This is a genomic window from Sphingomonas sp. PEI4 (genome assembly GCF_056679955.1).
This window is the reverse complement of sequence record NZ_CM155258.1, coordinates 60,158-80,350: the sequence shown is the minus strand read 5'-3', so window position 1 is coordinate 80,350 and position 20,193 is coordinate 60,158. Positions and strand designations below refer to the sequence as shown.

The 20,193-nt window shown below is 65.3% G+C and carries 17 protein-coding genes and 1 pseudogene; 5 read left to right on the top strand and 13 right to left on the bottom strand.

What is annotated here, in order from left to right; all coding sequences use genetic code 11:
- The first annotated feature begins 73 nt into the window (after positions 1–73).
- From gltX to AC1MLZ_RS00425, 3 genes are read left to right on the top strand one after another with little or no spacing between them, the layout of a single operon-like run.
- On the top strand, positions 74–1,504 hold the full coding sequence (gene gltX, locus AC1MLZ_RS00435) for a glutamate--tRNA ligase (RefSeq protein ID WP_480959940.1): 1,431 nt from the start codon (positions 74–76) through the stop codon (positions 1,502–1,504).
- A 25-nt stretch (positions 1,505–1,529) separates the two neighbouring features.
- Entirely contained in the window at positions 1,530–2,813 is a 1,284-nt protein-coding gene (locus AC1MLZ_RS00430) for a citrate synthase (RefSeq protein WP_254687336.1), read from the top strand.
- Positions 2,813–3,016, top strand: a complete 204-nt coding sequence (locus AC1MLZ_RS00425) for a hypothetical protein (RefSeq protein WP_192975791.1) — start codon at positions 2,813–2,815, stop codon at positions 3,014–3,016. Before AC1MLZ_RS00430 ends, AC1MLZ_RS00425 begins: the two co-directional genes overlap by 1 nt.
- Here AC1MLZ_RS00425 and AC1MLZ_RS00420 read toward each other — a convergent pair.
- From AC1MLZ_RS00420 to AC1MLZ_RS00405, 4 genes are all read right to left on the bottom strand, one after another.
- Positions 2,978–4,369, bottom strand: coding sequence for a sensor histidine kinase (locus AC1MLZ_RS00420; protein ID WP_480959939.1), 1,392 nt, complete (start codon positions 4,367–4,369; stop codon positions 2,978–2,980). The genes AC1MLZ_RS00425 and AC1MLZ_RS00420 overlap by 39 nt on opposite strands.
- Positions 4,366–5,478 (bottom strand): DUF2336 domain-containing protein, encoded by a 1,113-nt coding sequence (locus AC1MLZ_RS00415; RefSeq protein WP_480959938.1) that lies wholly within the window; start codon positions 5,476–5,478, stop codon positions 4,366–4,368. Before AC1MLZ_RS00415 ends, AC1MLZ_RS00420 begins: the two co-directional genes overlap by 4 nt.
- A gap of 17 nt (positions 5,479–5,495) precedes the next feature.
- A complete protein-coding gene (locus AC1MLZ_RS00410) occupies positions 5,496–6,677 on the bottom strand; it encodes a hypothetical protein (protein WP_480959937.1) in 1,182 nt (393 codons plus the stop codon).
- A gap of 79 nt (positions 6,678–6,756) precedes the next feature.
- Entirely contained in the window at positions 6,757–7,047 is a 291-nt protein-coding gene (locus AC1MLZ_RS00405; RefSeq protein ID WP_480959936.1) for an Hpt domain-containing protein, read from the bottom strand.
- Positions 7,048–7,150: 103 nt separating this feature from the next.
- Here AC1MLZ_RS00405 and AC1MLZ_RS00400 point away from each other — a divergent pair, with 103 nt between their 5' ends.
- Both AC1MLZ_RS00400 and AC1MLZ_RS00395 read left to right on the top strand, forming a co-directional pair.
- Entirely contained in the window at positions 7,151–9,436 is a 2,286-nt protein-coding gene (locus tag AC1MLZ_RS00400) for a coiled-coil domain-containing protein (RefSeq protein ID WP_480959935.1), read from the top strand.
- A 104-nt stretch (positions 9,437–9,540) separates the two neighbouring features.
- Positions 9,541–10,319: pseudogene (locus AC1MLZ_RS00395) on the top strand (SDR family oxidoreductase).
- A 152-nt stretch (positions 10,320–10,471) separates the two neighbouring features.
- Here AC1MLZ_RS00395 and AC1MLZ_RS00390 read toward each other — a convergent pair.
- From AC1MLZ_RS00390 to AC1MLZ_RS00350, 9 genes are all read right to left on the bottom strand, one after another.
- A complete protein-coding gene (locus AC1MLZ_RS00390) occupies positions 10,472–10,753 on the bottom strand; it encodes a DUF1467 family protein (RefSeq protein WP_480959934.1) in 282 nt (93 codons plus the stop codon).
- Between the two features lie 4 nt (positions 10,754–10,757).
- Positions 10,758–12,395, bottom strand: coding sequence for a ribonuclease J (locus tag AC1MLZ_RS00385; RefSeq protein ID WP_480959933.1), 1,638 nt, complete (start codon positions 12,393–12,395; stop codon positions 10,758–10,760).
- A gap of 64 nt (positions 12,396–12,459) precedes the next feature.
- Positions 12,460–13,236 carry a type III pantothenate kinase gene (locus tag AC1MLZ_RS00380; protein ID WP_480959932.1) on the bottom strand — a complete coding sequence of 259 codons (777 nt, stop codon included), beginning with the start codon at positions 13,234–13,236 and terminating at the stop codon, positions 12,460–12,462.
- Between the two features lie 10 nt (positions 13,237–13,246).
- Positions 13,247–14,014 carry a biotin--[acetyl-CoA-carboxylase] ligase gene (locus tag AC1MLZ_RS00375; protein WP_480959931.1) on the bottom strand — a complete coding sequence of 256 codons (768 nt, stop codon included), beginning with the start codon at positions 14,012–14,014 and terminating at the stop codon, positions 13,247–13,249.
- Positions 13,981–15,426, bottom strand: coding sequence for an NADH-quinone oxidoreductase subunit NuoN (nuoN, locus tag AC1MLZ_RS00370; RefSeq protein WP_480959930.1), 1,446 nt, complete (start codon positions 15,424–15,426; stop codon positions 13,981–13,983). Before nuoN ends, AC1MLZ_RS00375 begins: the two co-directional genes overlap by 34 nt.
- The gene (locus AC1MLZ_RS00365) at positions 15,426–16,952 is read right to left on the bottom strand and encodes an NADH-quinone oxidoreductase subunit M (protein WP_480959929.1); all 1,527 of its coding nucleotides are present in this window, start codon (positions 16,950–16,952) and stop codon (positions 15,426–15,428) included. Before AC1MLZ_RS00365 ends, nuoN begins: the two co-directional genes overlap by 1 nt.
- Positions 16,952–19,051, bottom strand: coding sequence for an NADH-quinone oxidoreductase subunit L (nuoL, locus tag AC1MLZ_RS00360; RefSeq protein ID WP_480959928.1), 2,100 nt, complete (start codon positions 19,049–19,051; stop codon positions 16,952–16,954). The genes AC1MLZ_RS00365 and nuoL overlap by 1 nt, the downstream gene beginning before the upstream one ends.
- A gap of 5 nt (positions 19,052–19,056) precedes the next feature.
- Positions 19,057–19,314: an NADH-quinone oxidoreductase subunit NuoK gene (gene nuoK / locus AC1MLZ_RS00355; protein ID WP_480961422.1), complete on the bottom strand. Its 258-nt coding sequence runs from the start codon at positions 19,312–19,314 to the stop codon at positions 19,057–19,059.
- A gap of 199 nt (positions 19,315–19,513) precedes the next feature.
- A complete protein-coding gene (locus AC1MLZ_RS00350; protein ID WP_480959927.1) occupies positions 19,514–20,125 on the bottom strand; it encodes an NADH-quinone oxidoreductase subunit J in 612 nt (203 codons plus the stop codon).
- Between the last annotated feature and the right edge of the window lie 68 nt (positions 20,126–20,193).

Sequence of the window (20,193 nt, the reverse complement as noted above, 5' to 3'; positions counted from 1 at the left end):
CGCATGCTAGGGGCGGCGACGGCTGTCATGGCCATCGTTTCTCCATTGTTTCACAGTCTGGGAGCACCCGCGGTTGGGCGCAATATCTGATACGGGCACCGCCAATTCGGCCGCACCCGTGGTTACCCGTTTCGCTCCGTCGCCGACGGGGTTCCTGCATCTCGGCGGCGCGCGCACCGCGCTGTTCAACTGGCTGTTTGCCAAGGCGAATGGCGGCAAGTTCCTGCTGCGGATCGAGGATACCGACCGGGTCCGCTCGACCCAGCCAGCAATCGACGCGATCATCGACGGTATGCGCTGGCTTGGGCTCGACTGGGACGGCGATGTCGTCATGCAGTTCGCCGGTGCTGAACGCCACGCACAGGTCGCGCACGAAATGGTCGCGAACGGCCACGCGTATCGCTGCTACATGACCAACGACGAGATCGCCGCGATGCGCGCCGAGGCGCAGGCCGCGAAGAAGCCGCTCCGCATCCGCAGCCCGTGGCGCGATCGCCCCGAAAGCGAAGCACCGAACCTCCCCCACGTCGTCCGCCTGCGCGCGCCGCAGGAAGGCGCCGTCACGATCGAGGACCGCGTCCAGGGCGCCGTCACAGTCCGCAACGAAGAGATCGACGACCTCGTCCTGCTCCGCTCCGACGGCACGCCGACCTACATGCTCGCGGTCGTCGTCGATGATCACGACATGGGCGTCACGCACGTCATCCGCGGCGACGATCACCTGAACAACGCGTTCCGCCAGTTGCCGATCTACCGCGCGATGGGCTGGCCCGAGCCGATCTACGCACATATCCCGCTGATCCACGGTTCCGACGGCGCCAAGCTGTCGAAGCGTCACGGCGCGGTCGGCATCGAAGCGTATCGCGACGAGATGGGCATCCTCCCCGAAGCGTTCGACAATTACCTGCTCCGGCTCGGCTGGGGCCACGGCGACGACGAGATCATCAGCCGCGAACAGGCGGTCGAATGGTTCGACCTGTCGGGCGTCGGCAAGTCGCCGTCGCGCTTCGACCTGAAGAAGCTCGAGAACCTCAACGGCCACTATATCCGCGAAGCCGACGACGCGCGCCTTGCGCAACTGACCGCCGATCGGCTCGGTCACGGCCTGCCGGACGGCGGACTCGATCTTCTGACTCGCGCAATGCCCGTCCTGAAGCCGCGTGCCGCAAACCTGAACGAGTTGGCCGAAGGGTCGAATTTCCTGTTCAGCCAGCGTCCTTTGGCGATGGATGACGCCGCGGCGAGCCTTTTACAGGGTGAAGCGAGTGCGATTTTGGTCAATGTCCATGCCGAACTTGACGCGCTCGCCGAGTGGGATACGGAGGCGCTCGAAGGCGCGGTACGGCGCGTGGCCGAAGCCCGAGGCGTAAAGCTCGGCCAGGTCGCACAGCCGCTTCGCGCCGCGCTGACGGGACGCAAGACGTCGCCGGGGATCTTCGATGTGCTCGAGCTGCTCGGGCGCGACGAGAGCCTGGGACGGATCGCCGACCGGATGGCTAGCTGATAAGATTTCGAGGAAGGATACAAGCATGAGCGAGACCGCAACCCTCAAGGTCGACGGCAAGGATTTCGATTATCCGGTGATGTCCGGAACGGTCGGACCCGACGTCATCGATATCCGCAAGCTGTACGCCCAGACGGACAATTTCACCTATGATCCGGGTTTCACCTCGACGGCGTCGTGCCAGTCGAAGCTGACCTATATCGATGGTGACGCGGGCACGCTGCTGCACCGCGGCTACACGATCGGCGAACTGGCCGAACAGTCGAACTTCATGGAAGTCGCCTATCTCCTGCTCAACGGCGAACTGCCGAGCGCGGACGAGCTGGCGAACTTCTCGAACACGATCACGCGCCACACGATGGTGCACGAGCAGCTCGCGCAGTTCTTCCGTGGCTTCCGCCGCGACGCGCATCCGATGGCGATCCTGTGCGGCGTCGTCGGCGCGCTCTCGGCCTTCTACCACGACTCGACCGACATCCACGATCCGGCACAGCGCGTCATCGCGTCGCATCGCCTGATCGCCAAGATGCCGACGATCGCCGCGATGGCGTACAAGTACAGCGTCGGCCAGCCGTTCGTCTATCCGGACAACACGCTGAGCTACACCGGCAATTTCCTGAAGATGACGTTCGGCGTGCCGGCCGAGAAGTATGTCGTGAACCCGATCGTCGAAAAGGCGATGGACCGCATCTTCATCCTCCACGCCGATCACGAGCAGAACGCGTCGACCTCGACCGTCCGTCTCGCCGGTTCGTCTGGCGCCAACCCGTTCGCGTGCATCGCGGCCGGCATCGCCTGCCTGTGGGGCCCCGCGCACGGCGGCGCGAACGAAGCCGCGCTCAACATGCTGCATGAGATCGGCACGGTCGACCGGATCCCCGAGTATATCGCCCGCGCCAAGGACAAGAACGATCCGTTCCGCCTGATGGGCTTCGGTCACCGGGTCTACAAGAACTACGATCCGCGTGCGGCCGTCATGCAGACGACGGTCAAGGAAGTGCTCGGCGAACTGGGCGTCACCGACCCCGTGTTCGACGTCGCGATCGAACTCGAGCGTCTCGCGCTGAGCGATCCGTACTTCATCGAGAAGAAGCTGTTCCCGAACGTTGACTTCTATTCGGGCGTGATCCTGTCGGCGATCGGCTTCCCGACGTCGATGTTCACCGTCCTCTTCGCGCTCGCCCGCACCGTCGGCTGGGTCGCGCAGTGGAACGAGATGATCACCGATCCCGACCAGAAGATCGGCCGTCCGCGCCAGCTCTACAGCGGCCCGACCGCGCGCGACTACGTCCCGATGGCGTCACGCTGATGAAGACGCTCCGGCCGATCCTGATGGTCATCGGCGTGCTCTGCGCGCTGATGGGTCTGCTCTGGATCGGCCAGGGGCTCGGATACGTCCATTGGCCGCAATCGAGCTTCATGCTCGACCAGCGGCCATGGGCGGATCGCGGCGCATTCCTCGCCGCGTTCGGTTTAGCGCTGATCCTGGTTGCGCGCCGGATCCGCCGGTAACGTCAACACGAACCGCGCGCCGTCGCCGGGTGCGCTTTCGATCGTGAGATCCCCCTGCATCGCCCGCGCCAGGCGCCGCGCGATGTACAGGCCGAGCCCGTTGCCGCCGGCCTCCGACGGATCGACCCGCTCGAACTTCTCGAAAATCCGCATCTGATCCTCGGGCGCGACACCCTTGCCCCGATCGGCGACGACGACGATCGCCTGCGTATCGTTGCGCTCCACTGACACGGCGACGTGCGATCCCGCCGGCGAATAGCGCACTGCGTTGCCGACCAGGTTGACCAGGATCTGTAATACGCGACGGAAATCGCCGAGCGCCGGCATGCGCGCGTCCATCGCCGGCCGGACGATCGTCACCTTGGCGTTCGCGGCGCGCACCGTCAGCAGCCCTGCCGCACGACGCGCGACATCGGCAAGGTCGATCGGCTCGGGTGCGAGCGCAAAGTCCGGCCGCTCGACGGCCTGGAGATCGACGAGGTCGTCGACCAGCTCGAGCAGATGCCGGCCAGCGCTGGCGATATCCGCGGCGTAATCGGCATAGTCCGCCTGCACCGGACCATCGGCCTGCGCATTGATGCTGTCGGCGTTGGCGACGATCCGCGCGAGCGGAATCCGCAATGCCTTGTCGAGTCCACTCGTGAAGGTCGGCGACAGCGTCGCAGGTTCAGCCGACGGTGCGACATCGTCGACGACCATCCGCGCCGCGCCGACGAAGCCTGCGAAATCGCCCGACGCATCGTGGCGGACGTTCGCGGTAAGCGTCACCGCACGTCCAGAACTCCGCAGCCTAGCCGGTTGCGCGGTCATCGCCCGCCGCCGTGCCAGCGAATCGAGAATCGGCAGCGTCCCGTCCGATCCGGTATCGAGCGAGAACATCGCGGTGAGCGGCTGACCGAGCAGCGCGAACGCGTCGAAACCGTGCTTCGGCCCCGCATCCAGCGTCACGAACGTCAGCCGCAGCGCGGAGTCGGTCTCCCATCGCCAGTCGGTATCGCTGCCGAGGAAATCATCCTGAGCATCGGGTGCGGGCCGTGTCGGACGCCACGCCGCGATCTCGCGCCAGCCACTGACCGTCAGCCGTACATTCTCTCCGTCAGGCTGCGCGCGTACCCAAAGGTCGACGTCGGCCTCATCGTCCGCGACTACCACCCCCCGCGAGACGACGATGCCAAGCCGCCGTGCAAGCCGCGCGATCGTCGCTAACTGCGGTACCGCCAGCGGCGCGCCGCGCATCCCGCCCGCGCGCTGGTTCAACGCGATCAGCGCCGGGTCGGCGAACGACAGCGACCCGTCCGGCGCAACGATGGCGTGCGCGATGGGACTTTCGATCGAAGGTTCGAACACGCTCATCGCCGATCCGTACGCGCCAGCGCGCGCAACGCCATCCGAAAATCGCGGTTCAGTGCCAATGGTGCGATCGACGCCCGCGCATCGTCGACGCCGATCGATACGATGGCATCCAAGGCGTCCGCAAACGCCTCGATATCGCGCCGTGGATCGGCCTCCGACAGTGCGAGACCGATCTTGGCGATCGTCGGCCGATCCATGTCGAGCGTGCGCAAGGCAAGCCAAAGGCGATCGCCATCCGGCTCCAGCGTGATCGAACGCGCCTGATCGAACGCGATGCCGAGCGCATGCGCGAGTACCGCGACGAATAGCGACAAACGTCGATCGCCGATCGATTCCACCAGCACCGCCGCCAGTTCATTGGGCCGCGCGTCGAGCGCGCCCGCCAGCCGCGTCGCCACCGCATCGGGCCGCTCGCCCTCATCATGCGCCGCGAGGCTGCGTTGCGCCGCATCGGTGATCGCGCGGTCGCTCTCGCGGGTCGCCGACTTCAAGCCGTCGCGAATCGCTGCCGCCACCCACCAGACCAGCCGGTGGTGAAGTTCGGCAGGCAATTCGCTGCCCCCGACCGAGCCCTGCTCGTTCGCCACCCGCCGCCGGCTTTCGGCAGCGAGCAACGCCGACGCCGCCGAGGCCACGACGCTGTCGGGCACTCCGGCCAATCGCACGAGCAGGCTCGCCTCGTCGGGTTCGGCGACCTCGACCGGCAACGATGCGGCGATCAGATCATGGCGGACGCGAGCGATCAGTTCGTCCATCAGTTCTTCGTCACGCAGCAGGCCCGCGCGCGTCAGGCGTTGCAGGACGGTCCCCGCCCCCGCCTTCAGGATCGCCTCGCCCGCCCGCGTCGCCCCGCTTCCGGCGAGCAACCGCGCCGCATGTCGCCGGATGTCCCATTCGATCGCCGCGACGATCGCGCCGAGCACCTGCGCTAGCATCAGCCGCGTTCGGTCGTCGAGCCGCGCATCCGCATCGAGGAAAAAGTCGGCGATCGTCCCCGTCAGACGTGTCTCGGCACGCAGGCGCGCAGTCTCGGCGCGCTGCACTGGATCATAGGACGGCATAGCGTCTTGCATCGTTGGGCCGACCGACATGATCCCGTGCTTAACCACCGGTCGTTAAGGTCCGCCTAAGGCGCCCGACGCAATCGTTCGATTACCGCCGCCAGCGTAGCGGTCGCATAGACTGCCGTCACGCCCAGCCCGAACACCGGAAAACCGATCAGCGCGAACACCGCGACGGATAGCAGATATGCAGCCGGGCTGCCCCACCAAAGCTGGCGTTCGCGTTCGACGATGGCGCGCTCGGCAAGCCCACCGATCGCGACAAGGGCAGTACCTATCGCCAAAGCCGTGTTCTCGCCCGCATAGCCGCTGACGAAAAATGCGAACACGAGGATCGATGCGGCGACGACACCGGCGATCGCCAAGGTCTGACCATGCGCCATCGGCTCTTCGTCGCGAAGTCCACTCAGGACAGAGCCTAGCGCCAACGCGATGCACCCGATCAATGCGACGACGAGCCCGATCGACGACAGCCCGAAGCCGATCGTCACCAGTCCCGCCACCCCCAGCGCAAGGCCGGCCGCACCGACCGTGGTCCCGGCCGCGCCACGATCGACCAGCAACGGCAACGCCAGCCGCGCGATCGGCGCAAGTACGAACCGGTCGAACCAGCCGCGCCGCCCCGACACGATCGTCATCAGCACCGCGCGGCCGCGCTCCTCCAGGGTTCGCGCCTGACGCTCGATCCCGTGCCCGCCGCGCACCGCATCGGTCGGCAACAGCACATGGATCGCGCGCGACTGGACGGCCAATCGCAGCAGCGACGACTGGAGATCGTAATCCTGCGGCAACGCCGCCACCTCGGCGATCCGGCTCGAACTCAGCCGCGCGACACCGGCCCATGCCATCTGCCCGCCCACGCGTTCGAAGCCTGGCCCCGCATCGCCCTCCGGCACGACGAGCAGGCAATCGCCCTCCTCTCCGGCCATCGCCTTGACGATCGCCTCGGTAGTGACCAGCCCGTCGCCGAGCATGAGCACGCGCGCAAGGGGGTGCAATTTCTCGACCGCCTCGGTCGCCGAGCGCACCGTATCGACGCTGACGCCGCGCCGCCCGATCCGGTTGATCGCGCCCAGCAGTTCGGGCGTCATCCGCGAGACGACCACGATCACCTGCGCCACGCCGGCCGCGATCAGCAACCGCGCCTGGTATTCGATGAGCGTGACGCCACTGAACGGCAGCGTCGCGGCCAGACGATCGGGACGATCGTCGGCGTCGTGAATTGCAAATAATAGGCCGGCAAGCATCGCAGGCTGTTAGGCGGTACACGCCGTCCTGCAAAGCCCGCGTTCGGCCGAACCGCCCTGCGCCAAGGCCAAGACTACGTTATAAACGCGATACGGCGCGGCGAAGTCTCTTCAAACTCTCTGTATCGGGCGGGCCATCGGCGGCTTCGGACGCCATTGCCATCAACCGCACCGCACCGAAACTCGCCGCCAGACTTTTCAATCGCCATGCAGCAACGCGCCAGTCCTCGGCGTCGGTCGCGAGCGTCATCGCCGTCAGCGCGCGCTCCGCACTCTCGACGAATGCGATTCGCAGGTCGGCGATCAGCCCGGGATCGTCGCCAACCGCAGCCGCCAGCGTCGCATCGATTGCTCCGGGATCATACGCCATGCCGCCCTGCTTACCGGACGGATGCTTAAGCAAAGCTTGCACTATGCGTTTTGTCCGACGGCGTTTCGTGATACTTCCGCTGTTCATGAACGGGGGTTCTTCAATGATCGGGTTTCGCGCGACGGCAGGCAATGCCCATCCCATTCGCGCGGACATCGTGATGGATCCGGTGATAGAAGACATGTCAGAAACCGTTACCGAATCTCACGTCGACGAGGTTTATCAAGAACCTGCGCGCGAACGTGGCGCCCTGTTCGCCGGCATTGCGATCGTGGTCGTGGTCGTCTGGCTGGCCGCGATGCTGTGGCTCGTACGCGGATCGCTCGGCACGATCGAGCCGGTCGCGCTCGTCCAGTTCATCGCCGCGCTCTGCGTCGTCCCCGCGCTCGTCGGTATCGTCTGGCTGCTCGCGATGCGGACCAGCCGCGCCGAGGCCCACCGGTTCGGTATCACCGCGCAGGCCATGCGCGACGAGGCCGCGAGCCTGGAGCGTGCGGTCGCCGCGCTGTCGAACACGATCGACGCCAACCGCGTGCAACTCGCCCAACAGGTCGACGTCTTGATGGCGATGGGTGGTGGCGCGACCGAACAGCTCGCAGCGATCGGTCGCGGCATGGTGTCCGAAATCGACCAAGCCGCTGCGCACGCGCGCAACCTCGCCACCTCGACCGCTGGCGCACAGACCAGCCTCGGCGTCCTGATAGCCACCCTTCCCCGCGCGCAGGCAGATATAGACGACGTCGCCAAGCGCCTCGAACGCACAGGCCTGTCCGCGAGCGAACACGCCGCTGCCCTCGACGCGCAGATCGTCGCACTCGCCGAACGCGGCCGCGATGCCGATGCGATGGCGAGCGGTGCGGCACAGCGCCTCGCCGCCCACATCGTCCGCATGGAAGCGACCAGCCAGACCGCGGGCGCGCATCTCGAATCGGTCACCGACGGCATGTCCGCCGCGGTCGATGCGCTGCTCAACCGCACCGCCGACGCCGTCGACCTGTCGCGGCGGGGGATCGCCGCGCAAGGTGACGCTATGCTGGCGATGGTAGGCGCCAACCAGGCCGCGCTCGACAGCGCCGCACGCGACAGCGCGGAAGCGCTCGCTCGCCGCATTGCGACCGTCGAGGACGCGATCGAACGCGTCGCGATCCGCCTCGACCTGCAACGCAGCGCCGGCGACCGGATCGTCGACGATCTCCACACCGGGCTTGGCGAAGTCGAGGCACGGATCGAGCTGCTGCACCGCCACGGTACCGAGCGTACCCAAGGCTTGGCAGCGTCGATCAGCGCGCTTGGCGGCTCTGCCGACGCGATGACCGAAGCGCTGCGGGCTGGCGACGACATGGCGCATCGTACGATCGCCACGACCGAAACACTGCTCGTCGCGCTCGACGCCGCCGCGCGCGAGATCGACGAGACGATGCCCGAAGCGCTCGGCCGCCTCGATACGCAGGTGCTCGCCAGCAAGAGCATCGTCGTCTCGGCACGCCCCGAACTGCTCGCGCTCGTCACTGCCGCAGAGAGCACGCACGACGCGATCGAGGCAATCGCGGGCGTCATCGGCGAACAGCGCCATGTGCTCGACACGCTCTCGACCGACCTGCTCAACACGCTCAACACGGGCCGCGCGAAGGCCGATGCCTTGGGCCAGATGGTCGACGAAGCGATCGGCCGTACCCAGCATTTTGCCGAAGACGCAGCCCCGCAGTTGATCGAAGCGCTCCACCGCGTCCGCGAAACCGCCGCGGTCGCTGCCGACAAGGCCCGCGAGACGCTGTCGAAGGTCATCCCCGAAGCGGCAGCGGCGCTCGAAGCCGCCAGCGCCGACGCGATGCGCCGCGCGACCAACGACACCGTGGAACGCCAGGTCAAAGCCCTCACCGACGCGACCGGTGCGGCGGTCGACGCGGCCACCGGCGCGACCGAACGCCTTGCCCGCGAAGTGCAGGCGATCGTCGACCAGACCGCGATCGTCGAAACGCGGATCCAGGACGCGCGCACCGAACGCGAAGACGCCGACCAGGACACGTTCGCGCGCCGGGTCTCCCTGCTGATCGAATCGCTCAACTCCGCCTCGATCGACATCACCAAGGCGATCGCCCCCGAAATCTCCGACAGCGCCTGGGGTGCGTATCTGAAGGGCGACCGCGGCGTCTTCACGCGTCGCGCAGTCCGGATCCTCGACGCGAGCGAAGTCCGGGAGATTGCCGGCCTCTACGACGAGGACGAAGCGTTCCGCGAGATGGTCAACCGCTACATCCACGACTTCGAAGCGATGCTCCGCACGATCCTGACGCAACGCGACGGCTCGCCGCTTGGCGTTACGTTGCTGTCGTCGGACATGGGCAAGCTGTACGTGGCACTAGCGCAGGCGATCGAACGGCTGCGCTGACCCGGACCGCATAGGAGTTTTCGAAAAAATGATCCAGCGTCACCGCTAACGCGGCCATCGCCAGCGGAGCAATCCGCCGACCGGACTCATATTTCGAGGCTCAAATGCCAAGACTGAATAGCAAGATTTGCGTCATTACCGGCGCAGCGCGTGGCATCGGCCGCGCTATAGCCGAGCGCTTTCATGACGAAGGCGGGACCGTCATCCTCACCGATATCGACGAAACCACCGGCACAGAGACTGCCGCGTCAATCGGATGCCAGTTCGAAAGGCTGGACGTTCGAGACGAAGCGGATTGGCGACGACTGGCGAAAATCGTCCCGGTCGCCGACGCGGTCGTCACAATGCCGGCGTAACCGGTTTCGAGCACGGCATGGTGGCGCACGATCCGGAACATGCGAGCTTGGCGGATTGGCGCGCGGTTCATGCGGTCAACCTCGACGGCACGTTCCTCGGTTGCCGCTATGCGATCGGCGCGATGAAGGCCGAGGGGAGCGGCTCGATCATCAACATCTCGTCGCGCTCCGGGCTGGTCGGCGTCCCCCTCGCCGCGGCTTATGCGTCGTCGAAGGCGGCGATCCGCAATCACAGCAAGACGGTCGCGCTGTATTGCGCGCAGCAGGGGTGGAAGATTCGCTGCAACTCGGTGCATCCCGCGGCGATCCTGACGCCGATCTGGGAGCCGATGCTCGGGACCGGGCCCGCGCGGGAGGAGCGGATGCAGGCGCTGGTGGCCGATACGCCGTTGAAGCGGTTCGGCATGCCGGACGAGGTCGCCGCGGTTGCGGTGATGCTGGGGTCGGACGAGGCCACGTATATCACGGGGACCGACATCAATATCGATGGCGGCTTGCTGGCGGGATCGGCCGCGTCGCCGGGGTGATGGCCGATCCATCAATCCTCCCCCGCCAGGGGGAGGTGGCTGGCACTTGCCAGACGGAGGGGGAGGTAGGGGAAACTTCTGTTCCGTATCCTCCCCCTCCGTCACCTTCGGCGCCACCTCCCCCTTTCGGGGGAGGATCGTGAAGCCAACTCTCAGCGCGTGATCATGTTGCCGCGGTCGAACAGATCGACATTCTGCGGCGAGATCCAGCCATAGTGATAATTCAGCTGGAACAGCACGAACAACACCGTCGCCACCAATGTCACCCGCCACGCCGTCCGCCCCGAGTGAAACTCGTGCGGCGCGCTTTCGGCCTGGCCGGGAACGTGCTCGCCCCCAACCTCACGCGTCGTCTTCACCCCGAACGGCAGGACCAGGAACACCGAGAACGACCAGAACAGGACGTAGATCGCAAGTGCCGAAGTCCACCGCATCGGCTCAGCCCTCGATCAGCAGGACATCTACAATAGGCTGCTTGCCGGTCCAGCGCTTGGCGACCTTGCGCACTGCGAGGCGGATCTGCTCGCGCATCTTCTCGCTTTCACGCTTGCCGCCGCGTGCCGTATCGCCTGCCGCCTGCACCGCATCAGCGATGAACGCCGCGCGATCTTCCTCGACCGGCACGCCCTGCACGCGCACCTGGGGCTGACCCATCATGCGGCCGTCCTTGCCAAGCGCGACGGCGACCGAGATCTGGCCGTTGATTGCCAGCTTCCGGCGCTCGTTCAGCGTCGCGCCCTCGGCCGGCAGGATCACGTCGCCGTCGAGCACGAGGCGTCCGACCGTCGCATTGCCGATCTTCGCCGGGCCCTTTGGCGCCAAGCGAACGATATCGCCATTGCTCTGGACCAGCGCACGCGGAACGCCCTGCGCGAGACCGAAGCGTGCATGCTCCATCATGTGCCGCATCTCGCCGTGCGTCGGGATCAGCACGTCCGGCCGCAGCCAGTCATACATCTGCGCGAGCTCCGGCTGCCCTGGATGACCCGACACATGGACGTGTGCCTGGCGCTCAGTGACCATGCGGATGCCCTTGGCCGCCAGCGTGTTCTGGATGCGACCGATCTGGACCTCGTTGCCGGGGATCTGCTTCGACGAGAAGATCACCGTATCGTCGGGATCGAGCGTGATCGTGTGGCTGCCATTGGCGACGCGTGCGAGCGCCGCGCGCTCCTCGCCCTGGCCACCGGTCGCGATGACCAAGACCTTGTTCTTGGGCAGGCGCATCGCCTCGTCGGGGCTGATCGTGTCCGGGAAATCCTTCAGATAGCCCGTCGCACGCGCCACCTTGATGATCCGGTCGAGCGAACGCCCGGTCACGCACAGCTTGCGGCCGGTTTCCTTCGCGACTTCGCCGAACGTGTGGAGCCGCGCCGCGTTCGACGCGAAGCTGGTGATCATCACGCGGCCCTTGGCCTTGCTGACCTCCTCGAACAGGCCTTTGCGGACCGTGCTTTCGCTGCCCGACGCGGTCGTGTTGAAGATGTTGGTCGAATCGCAGACGAGGACGTCGACGCCCTTGTCGCCAATCGCCATGAAGCCCTCGGGCTTGGTCGGATTGCCGATCACCGGATTCGCATCGAGCTTCCAGTCGCCGGTGTGGAACACGCGGCCATAAGGCGTGTCGATCAGCAGCGCGTTCGCCTCGGGGATCGAATGCGACATCTCGACGAAGGTGAAGCCGAACGGCCCGAGCTGAAAATTGCCGCCCATCGGGATCATCTTGAGCTTCACGCGGTTGGCGATGCCCTCTTCCTCGAGCTTGCCGCGGATCAGGCCCATCGTGAACGGGGTCGCGTAGATCGGCACGCCAAGGTCTTCAGCGAGGTACGGCAGCGAGCCGATGTGATCTTCATGGCCGTGCGTGATGACGATGCCGAGCAAATCGTCGATCCGGTCCTCGATGAAGGACAGGTCGGGCAGGATCACGTCGACGCCGGGATATTGCGGATCGGCGAAGGTGATGCCGAGATCGACCATCACCCACTTGCCCTGGCACCCGTACAGGTTGACGTTCATGCCGATTTCGCCGGAGCCGCCAAGGCCACAGAAAAGGAGTTCGTTCTTCGGAGTCATTGATTACTTTCAGGATTATACAGGAATATGGCCCGCAGGCCGGTCGGCGCGAGCCCAATTGGCCCTAGATATGGTGACGCTCCCACATCATCGCCAGCCCCTGGATCGTCAGGTCGGCTTCGATGACGTCGAACACGTCGGTCTGCTTCTCGAATAAGGTGGCGAGGCCGCCGGTGGCAACGACCTTCACAGGGCGGCCGATCTCGCGCTTCATGCGCGCGACCAGCCCCTCGATCATCGCGACATAGCCCCAATAGATGCCGATATGCATCTGCGAAACGGTGTTGAGCCCGATGACGCTGATATCCGTCGGTGCCTCGATCGCGATCCGCGGCAGCTTGGCGGCCGCAGTGACGAGCGCGTCGAGCGAGAGGTTGATGCCCGGCGCGATGATCCCGCCCTTGTACGCGCCGCTATAGTCGACGACGTCGAACGTGGTCGCGGTGCCGAAATCGATGACGATCAGGTCGCCGGGATGCAGCGCGTGCGCCGCGATCGTGTTGACCGCGCGGTCGGCACCGAGCGAGGCGGGCTCGTCGACGTCGATAGCGATGCCCCATTCAACCGGCGCATGGCCGGCGATCAGCGCTTCGGTGTGAAAGTATTTCGACGCGAGGACCTGGAGATTGTGGAGCGCGCGCGGGACGACGGTGGCGATGATCACGCCCTCGACGGCAGCACGATCATGACCGCCGAGCTGCATCAACTGGCTCAGCCACACCGCATACTCGTCCGCCGTGCGCCGCGGATCGGTGGCGATCCGCCAGCGCGCTACGATCTCGCCGGCTTCGACGAGCGCGAACACGACATTGGTATTGCCGGCATCGATCGCGAGCAGCATCAGCGGGGCCTCAAAGCAGGAAGACGTCGGCAGCGTGAATGACACGCCGCTCGCCAGACGCCAAGCGGAGGATCAGCGCGCCGTCCGTGTCGAGCCCGACGAACAGCCCGTCGATCCCGGTGCCATCGGGCAGTCTTGCCGTGAGCGCAGTACCAGCGGGGTGGGCACAGTCGACCCAGCGATCGCGAACCGGCGCAATGCCTTCGGTGCGCCAACGGCCGATCCAACGCGCGAAACTGTCGGCGAGGATATCGAGGAACATCGCCGGCTCGACCACGACGCCGTGGGCGGCCAGATCAGTCGTCGCTCGGTCGGGCAGATCGGGATGATGTGCGATGTTGACGCCGTAGCCGACGATCACTGCGTTATCCGCACGTTCGAGCAGGATGCCCGACAGCTTGGCGTCCGCGAGCAGAAGGTCGTTCGGCCATTTCAGGACCAGCGTTTCGCTCGCGTCGGTCGTGCCCTGGCATATCCCGGCGACAAGGAACGTCGACACGGTTTCCTGCAAGGCGACAGCGGCGACCAACGCGAGGCTGGCCGCCGGAGGATCGCTTGGTCGCAACCGGACCAGCGTGCTGGCATAAAGGTTACCCTCCGGCGACGACCATTCGCGCCCGAGCCGCCCCCGCCCGGCCGTCTGCCGGATGGCACGCAGCCACAGACCGTCTTCGGCACCGCCGCGTGCGAGCTTCAGCAGGTCGGCGTTGGTCGATCCTGTTTCCGCGACGGTGCGAATGATGCTCAGAACAGCGCCCGTGCGGCCGTCATCGTCCATGCGCCGAGCACGGGGATGAGGAAGTACCCGACCGGCGACACGAACACCGCGGCGACCGCGATGAGGCCGCCTTCGACCTTGCTGTCCATCGGCGCGAACGCAGGCGCCGGATCGTCGAAGTACATCGTCTTCACCACGCGCAGGTAATAATAGGCACCGATCACCGAGGCGACGTAGCCGATCACCGCGAGCGGGAAGAGACCCGCACCAATCGCCGCGTTGAACACCGCGAACTTTGCGTAGAAGCCGAACAGCGGTGGAATGCCGGCGAGGCTGAACATGAAGATCGCCAGCGCCGCCGCCAACGCGGGCCGCGTGCGCGACATGCCCGACAGGCTGGCAATGCTCTCGATCGCTTCGCCGTCTTCCCCACGCATCTGCAGCACGACCAGGAACGACCCCAGTGTCATCGCGATATAGATCACGAGGTACATCAGCACCGACGAAACGCCTTCCTGTGTACCCGCGGCGAGGCCGACAAGCGCGTAGCCGACGTTGTTGATCGACGAGTAGGCGAGCAGGCGCTTCACGTTCGTCTGGCCGATCGCTGCAACCGCGCCGAGAATGATCGATGCCAGCGCGGCGAAGATCACGATCTGGCGCCATTCGTCGGTCGCCGGTCCCATCGCCTCAATCGCGACCCGCAACGCGAGCGCCAGCGCTGACACCTTCGATGCGGACGCGAAGAACACCGTCACCGGGGTCGGCGCGCCCTCGTAAACGTCTGGCGTCCACATGTGGAACGGCACCGCCGCGATCTTGAAAGCAAGGCCCGCGAACACAAATACGAGACCGAACAACAGGCCCATCGAATGCGTGCCGGCATAAGCGTCGGCGATGCCCGAGAACAACGTCGTGCCCGAGAAGCCGTAGACCAGGCTGATACCGTAGAGCAGGATGCCACTCGCCAGCGCGCCGAGTACGAAATACTTGAGGCCTGCCTCAGCCGACCGACCGTCGCGACGCATGAAGCTTGCGAGCACGTACGACGCCAGGCTTTGCAGTTCGAGACCGACATACAGCGTCAGCATGTCGCCAGCCGACACCATCATGCCCATGCCCGCCGCGGCAAGCAGCATCAGCACCGGATATTCCGGACGCAGATCTTCGCCCGCGCTCTTCTGGAAGAAGTTCGGGGCAATGATGATCGACACGGCGGTGGTGATGTAGATCAGCACCTTGGCGAACGCTGCGAACGCATCCGCGCGGTAGAGGCCACCGAACGCCGATCCGCCGCTGGAGGCGGGGCCGATGAGCGCGATACCGGCGCCTGCCAGCACCGCAACCGAGGCCCACGAGACGGCGCGCGTCGAGGCGTTGCCACCCCATGCCGACACGAGCATCAGCACGATCGCGCCGATCGACAGCACGATCTCCGGCAAGGTCATCGCCAGATTTGCGGAATAATCCATCAGTGCGCCTCCGCGTGCGCTGCAATCGGGGCTGCGTGCCCGGCGGTTGGGTTCGAGTCATTGGCCGGCTTGGCGTGGTCGACACGGTCGAGAAGCACGGCCACGTCCTTGCGCATCGGTGCCAGGAAGCTCTCGGGGTACACGCCCATCCAAAGCACGACGGCTGCGATCGGTGCGAGCAGCCACATCTCGCGGCCCGACAGGTCGACCATCGCGCGGACGTCGTCCGACTTGATCTCACCGAACACCACGCGACGGTACAGGAACAGCATGTACGCAGCGCCGAGGATGATGCTGGTGGTGCAGAGCAGCGCGGTCCAGGTCGAGACCTGATACGTGCCCATCAGCGACAGGAACTCGGCGACGAAGCCACTGGTGCCTGGGAGGCCGATCGAGGCCATGGTGAAGAACAAGAACAAGATCGCGTATTTCGGCATGTTGATCGCGAGACCGCCATAGCGCGAGATTTCGCGAGTATGGAGCTGATCGTAGATCACGCCGACGCACAGGAACAACGCACCCGATACCAGGCCGTGGCTCAGCATCATCAGCATCGCGCCTTCGATGCCCTGCCGGTTGAACGCGAACAGACCGATCGTGACGATCGCCATGTGCGCGACCGACGAATAGGCGATCAGCTTCTTCATGTCCGACTGCACGAGCGCGACGAGCGACGTGTAGATCACCGCGACCGCCGACAGGCCGAAGATCAGCCAGGTGAGCTGGCCCGAGGCCTCGGGGAACATCGGCAGCAGGAAGCGCAGGAAGCCGTAGCCGCCGAGCTTCAGCAACACACCCGCCAAGATGACCGAGCCTGCGGTCGGCGCCTGAACGTGCGCGTCGGGCAACCAGGTGTGGACCGGCCACATCGGCATCTTGACCGCGAACGAGGCGAAGAACGCCAGCCACAGCCAGATCTGCACATGCACCGGGAAGTCGTAGTTCATCAGCGCCGGGATGCTCGTCGTGCCCGCGGTCTTCGCCATGTACAACATCGCGACGAACATCAGGACCGAGCCGAGCAGCGTGTACAGGAAGAACTTGTACGACGCGTAGATCCGGTTCGCGCCACCCCAGATGCCGATGATCAGGTACATCGGGATCAGGCCGGCTTCGAAGAACACGTAGAACAGGAACAGGTCCTGCGCCGCGAACGTGCCGATCATCAGCACTTCGGTGAACAGGAACGCCGCCATGTATTCCGGCACGCGCGTCGTGATCGAACGCCAGCTGGCGCCGATGCAGATCGGCATGAGGAACACACTGAGCATGATCAGCATCAGCGCAAAGCCGTCGATGCCAAGCGACCAGCCGAACGGACCGAAGATGCCGGGGGCATGCTCGACGAACTGCCACTGCGCGCCGCCGATATCGTAATTCATCCACAGCATGATGCCGAGAACGAAGTCGACGAGCGTCGCCGCCAGCGCCAGCATCCGGGCCGTGTTCGCCGAGACGAACAGGCACGCAACGGCCGCGATCATCGGGACCGCGATCAGGACGGAGAGGATAGGAAAGCCGGTCATTACAGTCCGATCGCCCAGGTTACGGCTGCGGTCAGCCCGATCAGCATGACGAAGGCATAGGTGTAGAGGTATCCCGTCTGGAAGCGGTTGGCGACACGACTGCCGATCTGGACGACCCAGGCCGAGCCGTCTGGCCCGAACCGGTTGATCGTCTTCTCGTCGCCGCGATGCCACAGGAAGCGGCCGATCGCGAACGCCGGACGGACGAAGATCAGGTCGTACAGCTCGTCGAAATACCACTTATGCAGCAGGAAGTCGTAGAGCACGCCGAACTGTTCGACGACCTTGGCCGGGAACGACGGGTTCTTGATATAGGCATACCAGGCGGTCAACAGGCCGAGCAGCATCGCGATGGTCGCCGACAGCTTGATGAGCAACGGCACGCCGTGCATCTCGTGCATTAGATGTTCGCGGAACGCGATTGCGCCCTTCCAGAACTCCTCGCCTGCGGTTGGCTCGATGAAGAAGCCGTGGAACACGAAGCCGGCGAGGACCGCACCGATCGACAGCACGATCAGCGGGATCAGCATCGGCAGCGGGCTCTCGTGCGGGTGATAGCCACCGTCGCCTTCGGCCGGCGCATGCTGCGCGTCGTGGTGATCGTGCGGTGCATGCCCGGCGCCCTCGGCCTGCGCCGGGTTGCCGTGATGATCGTCCGCATGATGCGCGTCGTGAGCGTCGTGCCCATGAGCGTCGTGGAGTGCATGCTGGATGTGCTCAGATGCGGCCCAGCGGGGCTTGCCCCAGAAGGTCAGGAACATCACGCGCCACGAATAGAAGCTGGTCAGCAGCGCGACGAGCACGCCGACGAACCACACGCCCGGCTGACCCGCAGCCCAGCTTGCCTCGATGATCGCATCCTTCGAATGGAAGCCGGCGAAACCGATCGCGGTGTTGCCGAAGATGCCGGGGATGCCGACGCCGGTGATCGCGAGCGTACCCGCCATCATCGCCCAGAACGTCACCGGGATCTTCTTACGCAGGCCGCCATAATAGCGCATGTCCTGCTCGTGGTGCATCGCATGGATGACCGAGCCGGCACCGAGGAACAGCAGCGCCTTGAAGAATGCGTGCGTAAAGAGGTGGAACATCGCCGCGCCGTACGCGCCGACACCGGCCGCGAAGAACATGTAGCCGAGCTGCGAACAGGTCGAATACGCGATCACGCGCTTGATGTCGGTCTGGACGAGGCCGCAGGTCGCAGCGAACAGGCAGGTCGCGGCACCGACCGAGGTGACCACGGTCAGCGCGACCGGGCTCATCTCGAACATCGGCGACAGGCGGCACACCATGAACACGCCGGCGGTGACCATCGTCGCCGCGTGGATCAGCGCCGACACCGGGGTCGGGCCTTCCATCGCGTCCGGCAACCAGGTGTGCAGGCCGAGCTGTGCCGACTTACCCATCGCGCCGACGAACAGCAGGAGGCAGAGCACCGTCATCGTATCGAAGCGGTAGCCGAGGAAGCCGAGCGTCGCGCCAGCCATGCCGGGAGCCGCGGCGAGGATTTCGGGGATCGAAACCGTGCCGAACACCAGGAACGTGCCGAAGATGCCGAGCATGAAGCCGAGATCGCCGACGCGGTTGACGACGAACGCCTTGATCGCGGCGGCGCTTGCGGAGGGCTTGCGGAACCAGAAGCCGATCAGGAGGTAAGAGGCTAACCCCACGCCTTCCCAGCCGAAGAACATCTGGACGAGGTTGTTGGCGGTCACGAGCATCAGCATCGCGAAGGTGAACAGCGACAGATACGCGAAGAAGCGCGGCTGATCCGGATCCTCATCCATATAGCCCCAGCTATACAGATGGACGAGCGCCGAGACCGACGTGACGACCACGAGCATCACCGCGGTCAGCGCATCGACGCGCAACGACCACGCGACGTTCATGTCGCCAGAATGGATGAAATCGAGCAGCGGCGCGACGGTGGCCGTGCTGGTGCCCGACAGGAAACCGATGAAGATCGGCCAAGACAACAGGCACGACGCGAACAGCGCGGCCGTGGTGACGATTTTCGCCGGCACGTTGCCGATCGCGCGATTGCCGAACCCGGCAACGATCGCGGCCAGTAACGGCAGGAAGACGATAAGCTGGATCAACCGTATTACCCCTTCATCCGGTTGACGTCGTCGACCGCGATGGTGCCGCGACCGCGGAAATAGATCACGAGAATGGCGAGGCCGATCGCGGCTTCACCCGCGGCGACCGTCAGCACGAACATCGCGAAAATCTGTCCGACGAGATCGTGGAGGAACGCCGAGAACGCGACGAGATTGATGTTCACCGCCAGCAGGATCAGCTCGATCGCCATCAGGATGACGATGAGGTTCTTGCGGTTCAGGAAGATGCCGAGCACCCCCATCGTGAACAGGATCGCCGCGACGACCAGGTAATGGACGAGACCGATCGTCACAGTTCGACTCCTACTTCGTCATGCCGGGCCCTTCGGCGTAGCTCAGGAGAGCCTCGTTCCGGCATCCACTGGTCCGCGAACTCAGCGGCCAATGGATCAAGCGCAACGGCGGACCCCGGAACAAGTCCGGGGTGACGGATAGAGGCGATCATATCTCGACGCCCCCACCCACGGTTGGCTGCGTGTTGCGCGTGGCATCCTGCGGACGACGCGCGTTCTGGCGGCTGACATTCTGCGCCTTGACGCCGCCACGCTGGCGGTGGGTCAGCACGATCGCCCCGATCATCGCGACCAGAAGCACCAGACCGGCACCCTCGAACACGAACAGATAGCGCGTGTAGAGCAGGTTACCGATCGCCTGGATGTTCGGAACGGTGTCGTCGATCGGCGCGGCGCGACGTGCGAGCTGGATCGGGCCGGTGCTCCATGCACCGATCGCGATCATCACCTCGGCGGCGAGCGCCACGGCGAGTGCAAGACCAATACCGAAATATCGCGCAACGCCGGCACGCATCTCGGTGAAATCGATGTCGAGCATCATCACGACGAACAGGAACAACACCGCGACGGCACCGACATAGACGATGACGAGCAGCATCGCGATGAACTCGGCGCCGACCAGGATCATGAGGCCGGCCGCGTTGAAGAACGCGAGGATCAGCCACATCACCGAATGGACCGGGTTGCGCGACGCGATCGTCAGCGCGCCCGACAGGACGACGACGAAGGCGAAGAGATAAAAGGCTAAGGCCTGGATCATGAGGTCCTCGTCACCCCAGCGAACGCTGGGGTCTCAAGCCGCGCGGGCGCGCTCTGAAACGGGGAGAT

Bases quoted from the DNA above. Each gene is read 5' to 3' on its own strand.
- AC1MLZ_RS00390 (WP_480959934.1), bottom strand. From the start codon at position 10,753: ATGCGGTGGACTTCGGCACTTGCGATCTACGTCCTGTTCTGGTCGTTC.
- AC1MLZ_RS00350 (WP_480959927.1), bottom strand. From the start codon at position 20,125: ATGATCCAGGCCTTAGCCTTTTATCTCTTCGCCTTCGTCGTCGTCCTG.
- nuoK (WP_480961422.1), bottom strand. From the start codon at position 19,314: ATGGGGGTGCTCGGCATCTTCCTGAACCGCAAGAACCTCATCGTCATC.
- AC1MLZ_RS00375 (WP_480959931.1), bottom strand. From the start codon at position 14,014: ATGGACGATGACGGCCGCACGGGCGCTGTTCTGAGCATCATTCGCACC.
- nuoN (WP_480959930.1), bottom strand. From the start codon at position 15,426: ATGGATTATTCCGCAAATCTGGCGATGACCTTGCCGGAGATCGTGCTG.
- AC1MLZ_RS00380 (WP_480959932.1), bottom strand. From the start codon at position 13,236: ATGCTGCTCGCGATCGATGCCGGCAATACCAATGTCGTGTTCGCGCTC.
- AC1MLZ_RS00400 (WP_480959935.1), top strand. From the start codon at position 7,151: ATGATCGGGTTTCGCGCGACGGCAGGCAATGCCCATCCCATTCGCGCG.
- AC1MLZ_RS00425 (WP_192975791.1), top strand. From the start codon at position 2,813: ATGAAGACGCTCCGGCCGATCCTGATGGTCATCGGCGTGCTCTGCGCG.
- AC1MLZ_RS00420 (WP_480959939.1), bottom strand. From the start codon at position 4,369: ATGAGCGTGTTCGAACCTTCGATCGAAAGTCCCATCGCGCACGCCATC.
- AC1MLZ_RS00410 (WP_480959937.1), bottom strand. From the start codon at position 6,677: ATGCTTGCCGGCCTATTATTTGCAATTCACGACGCCGACGATCGTCCC.
- AC1MLZ_RS00365 (WP_480959929.1), bottom strand. From the start codon at position 16,952: ATGACCGGCTTTCCTATCCTCTCCGTCCTGATCGCGGTCCCGATGATC.
- AC1MLZ_RS00430 (WP_254687336.1), top strand. From the start codon at position 1,530: ATGAGCGAGACCGCAACCCTCAAGGTCGACGGCAAGGATTTCGATTAT.
- AC1MLZ_RS00405 (WP_480959936.1), bottom strand. From the start codon at position 7,047: ATGGCGTATGATCCCGGAGCAATCGATGCGACGCTGGCGGCTGCGGTT.
- AC1MLZ_RS00385 (WP_480959933.1), bottom strand. From the start codon at position 12,395: ATGACTCCGAAGAACGAACTCCTTTTCTGTGGCCTTGGCGGCTCCGGC.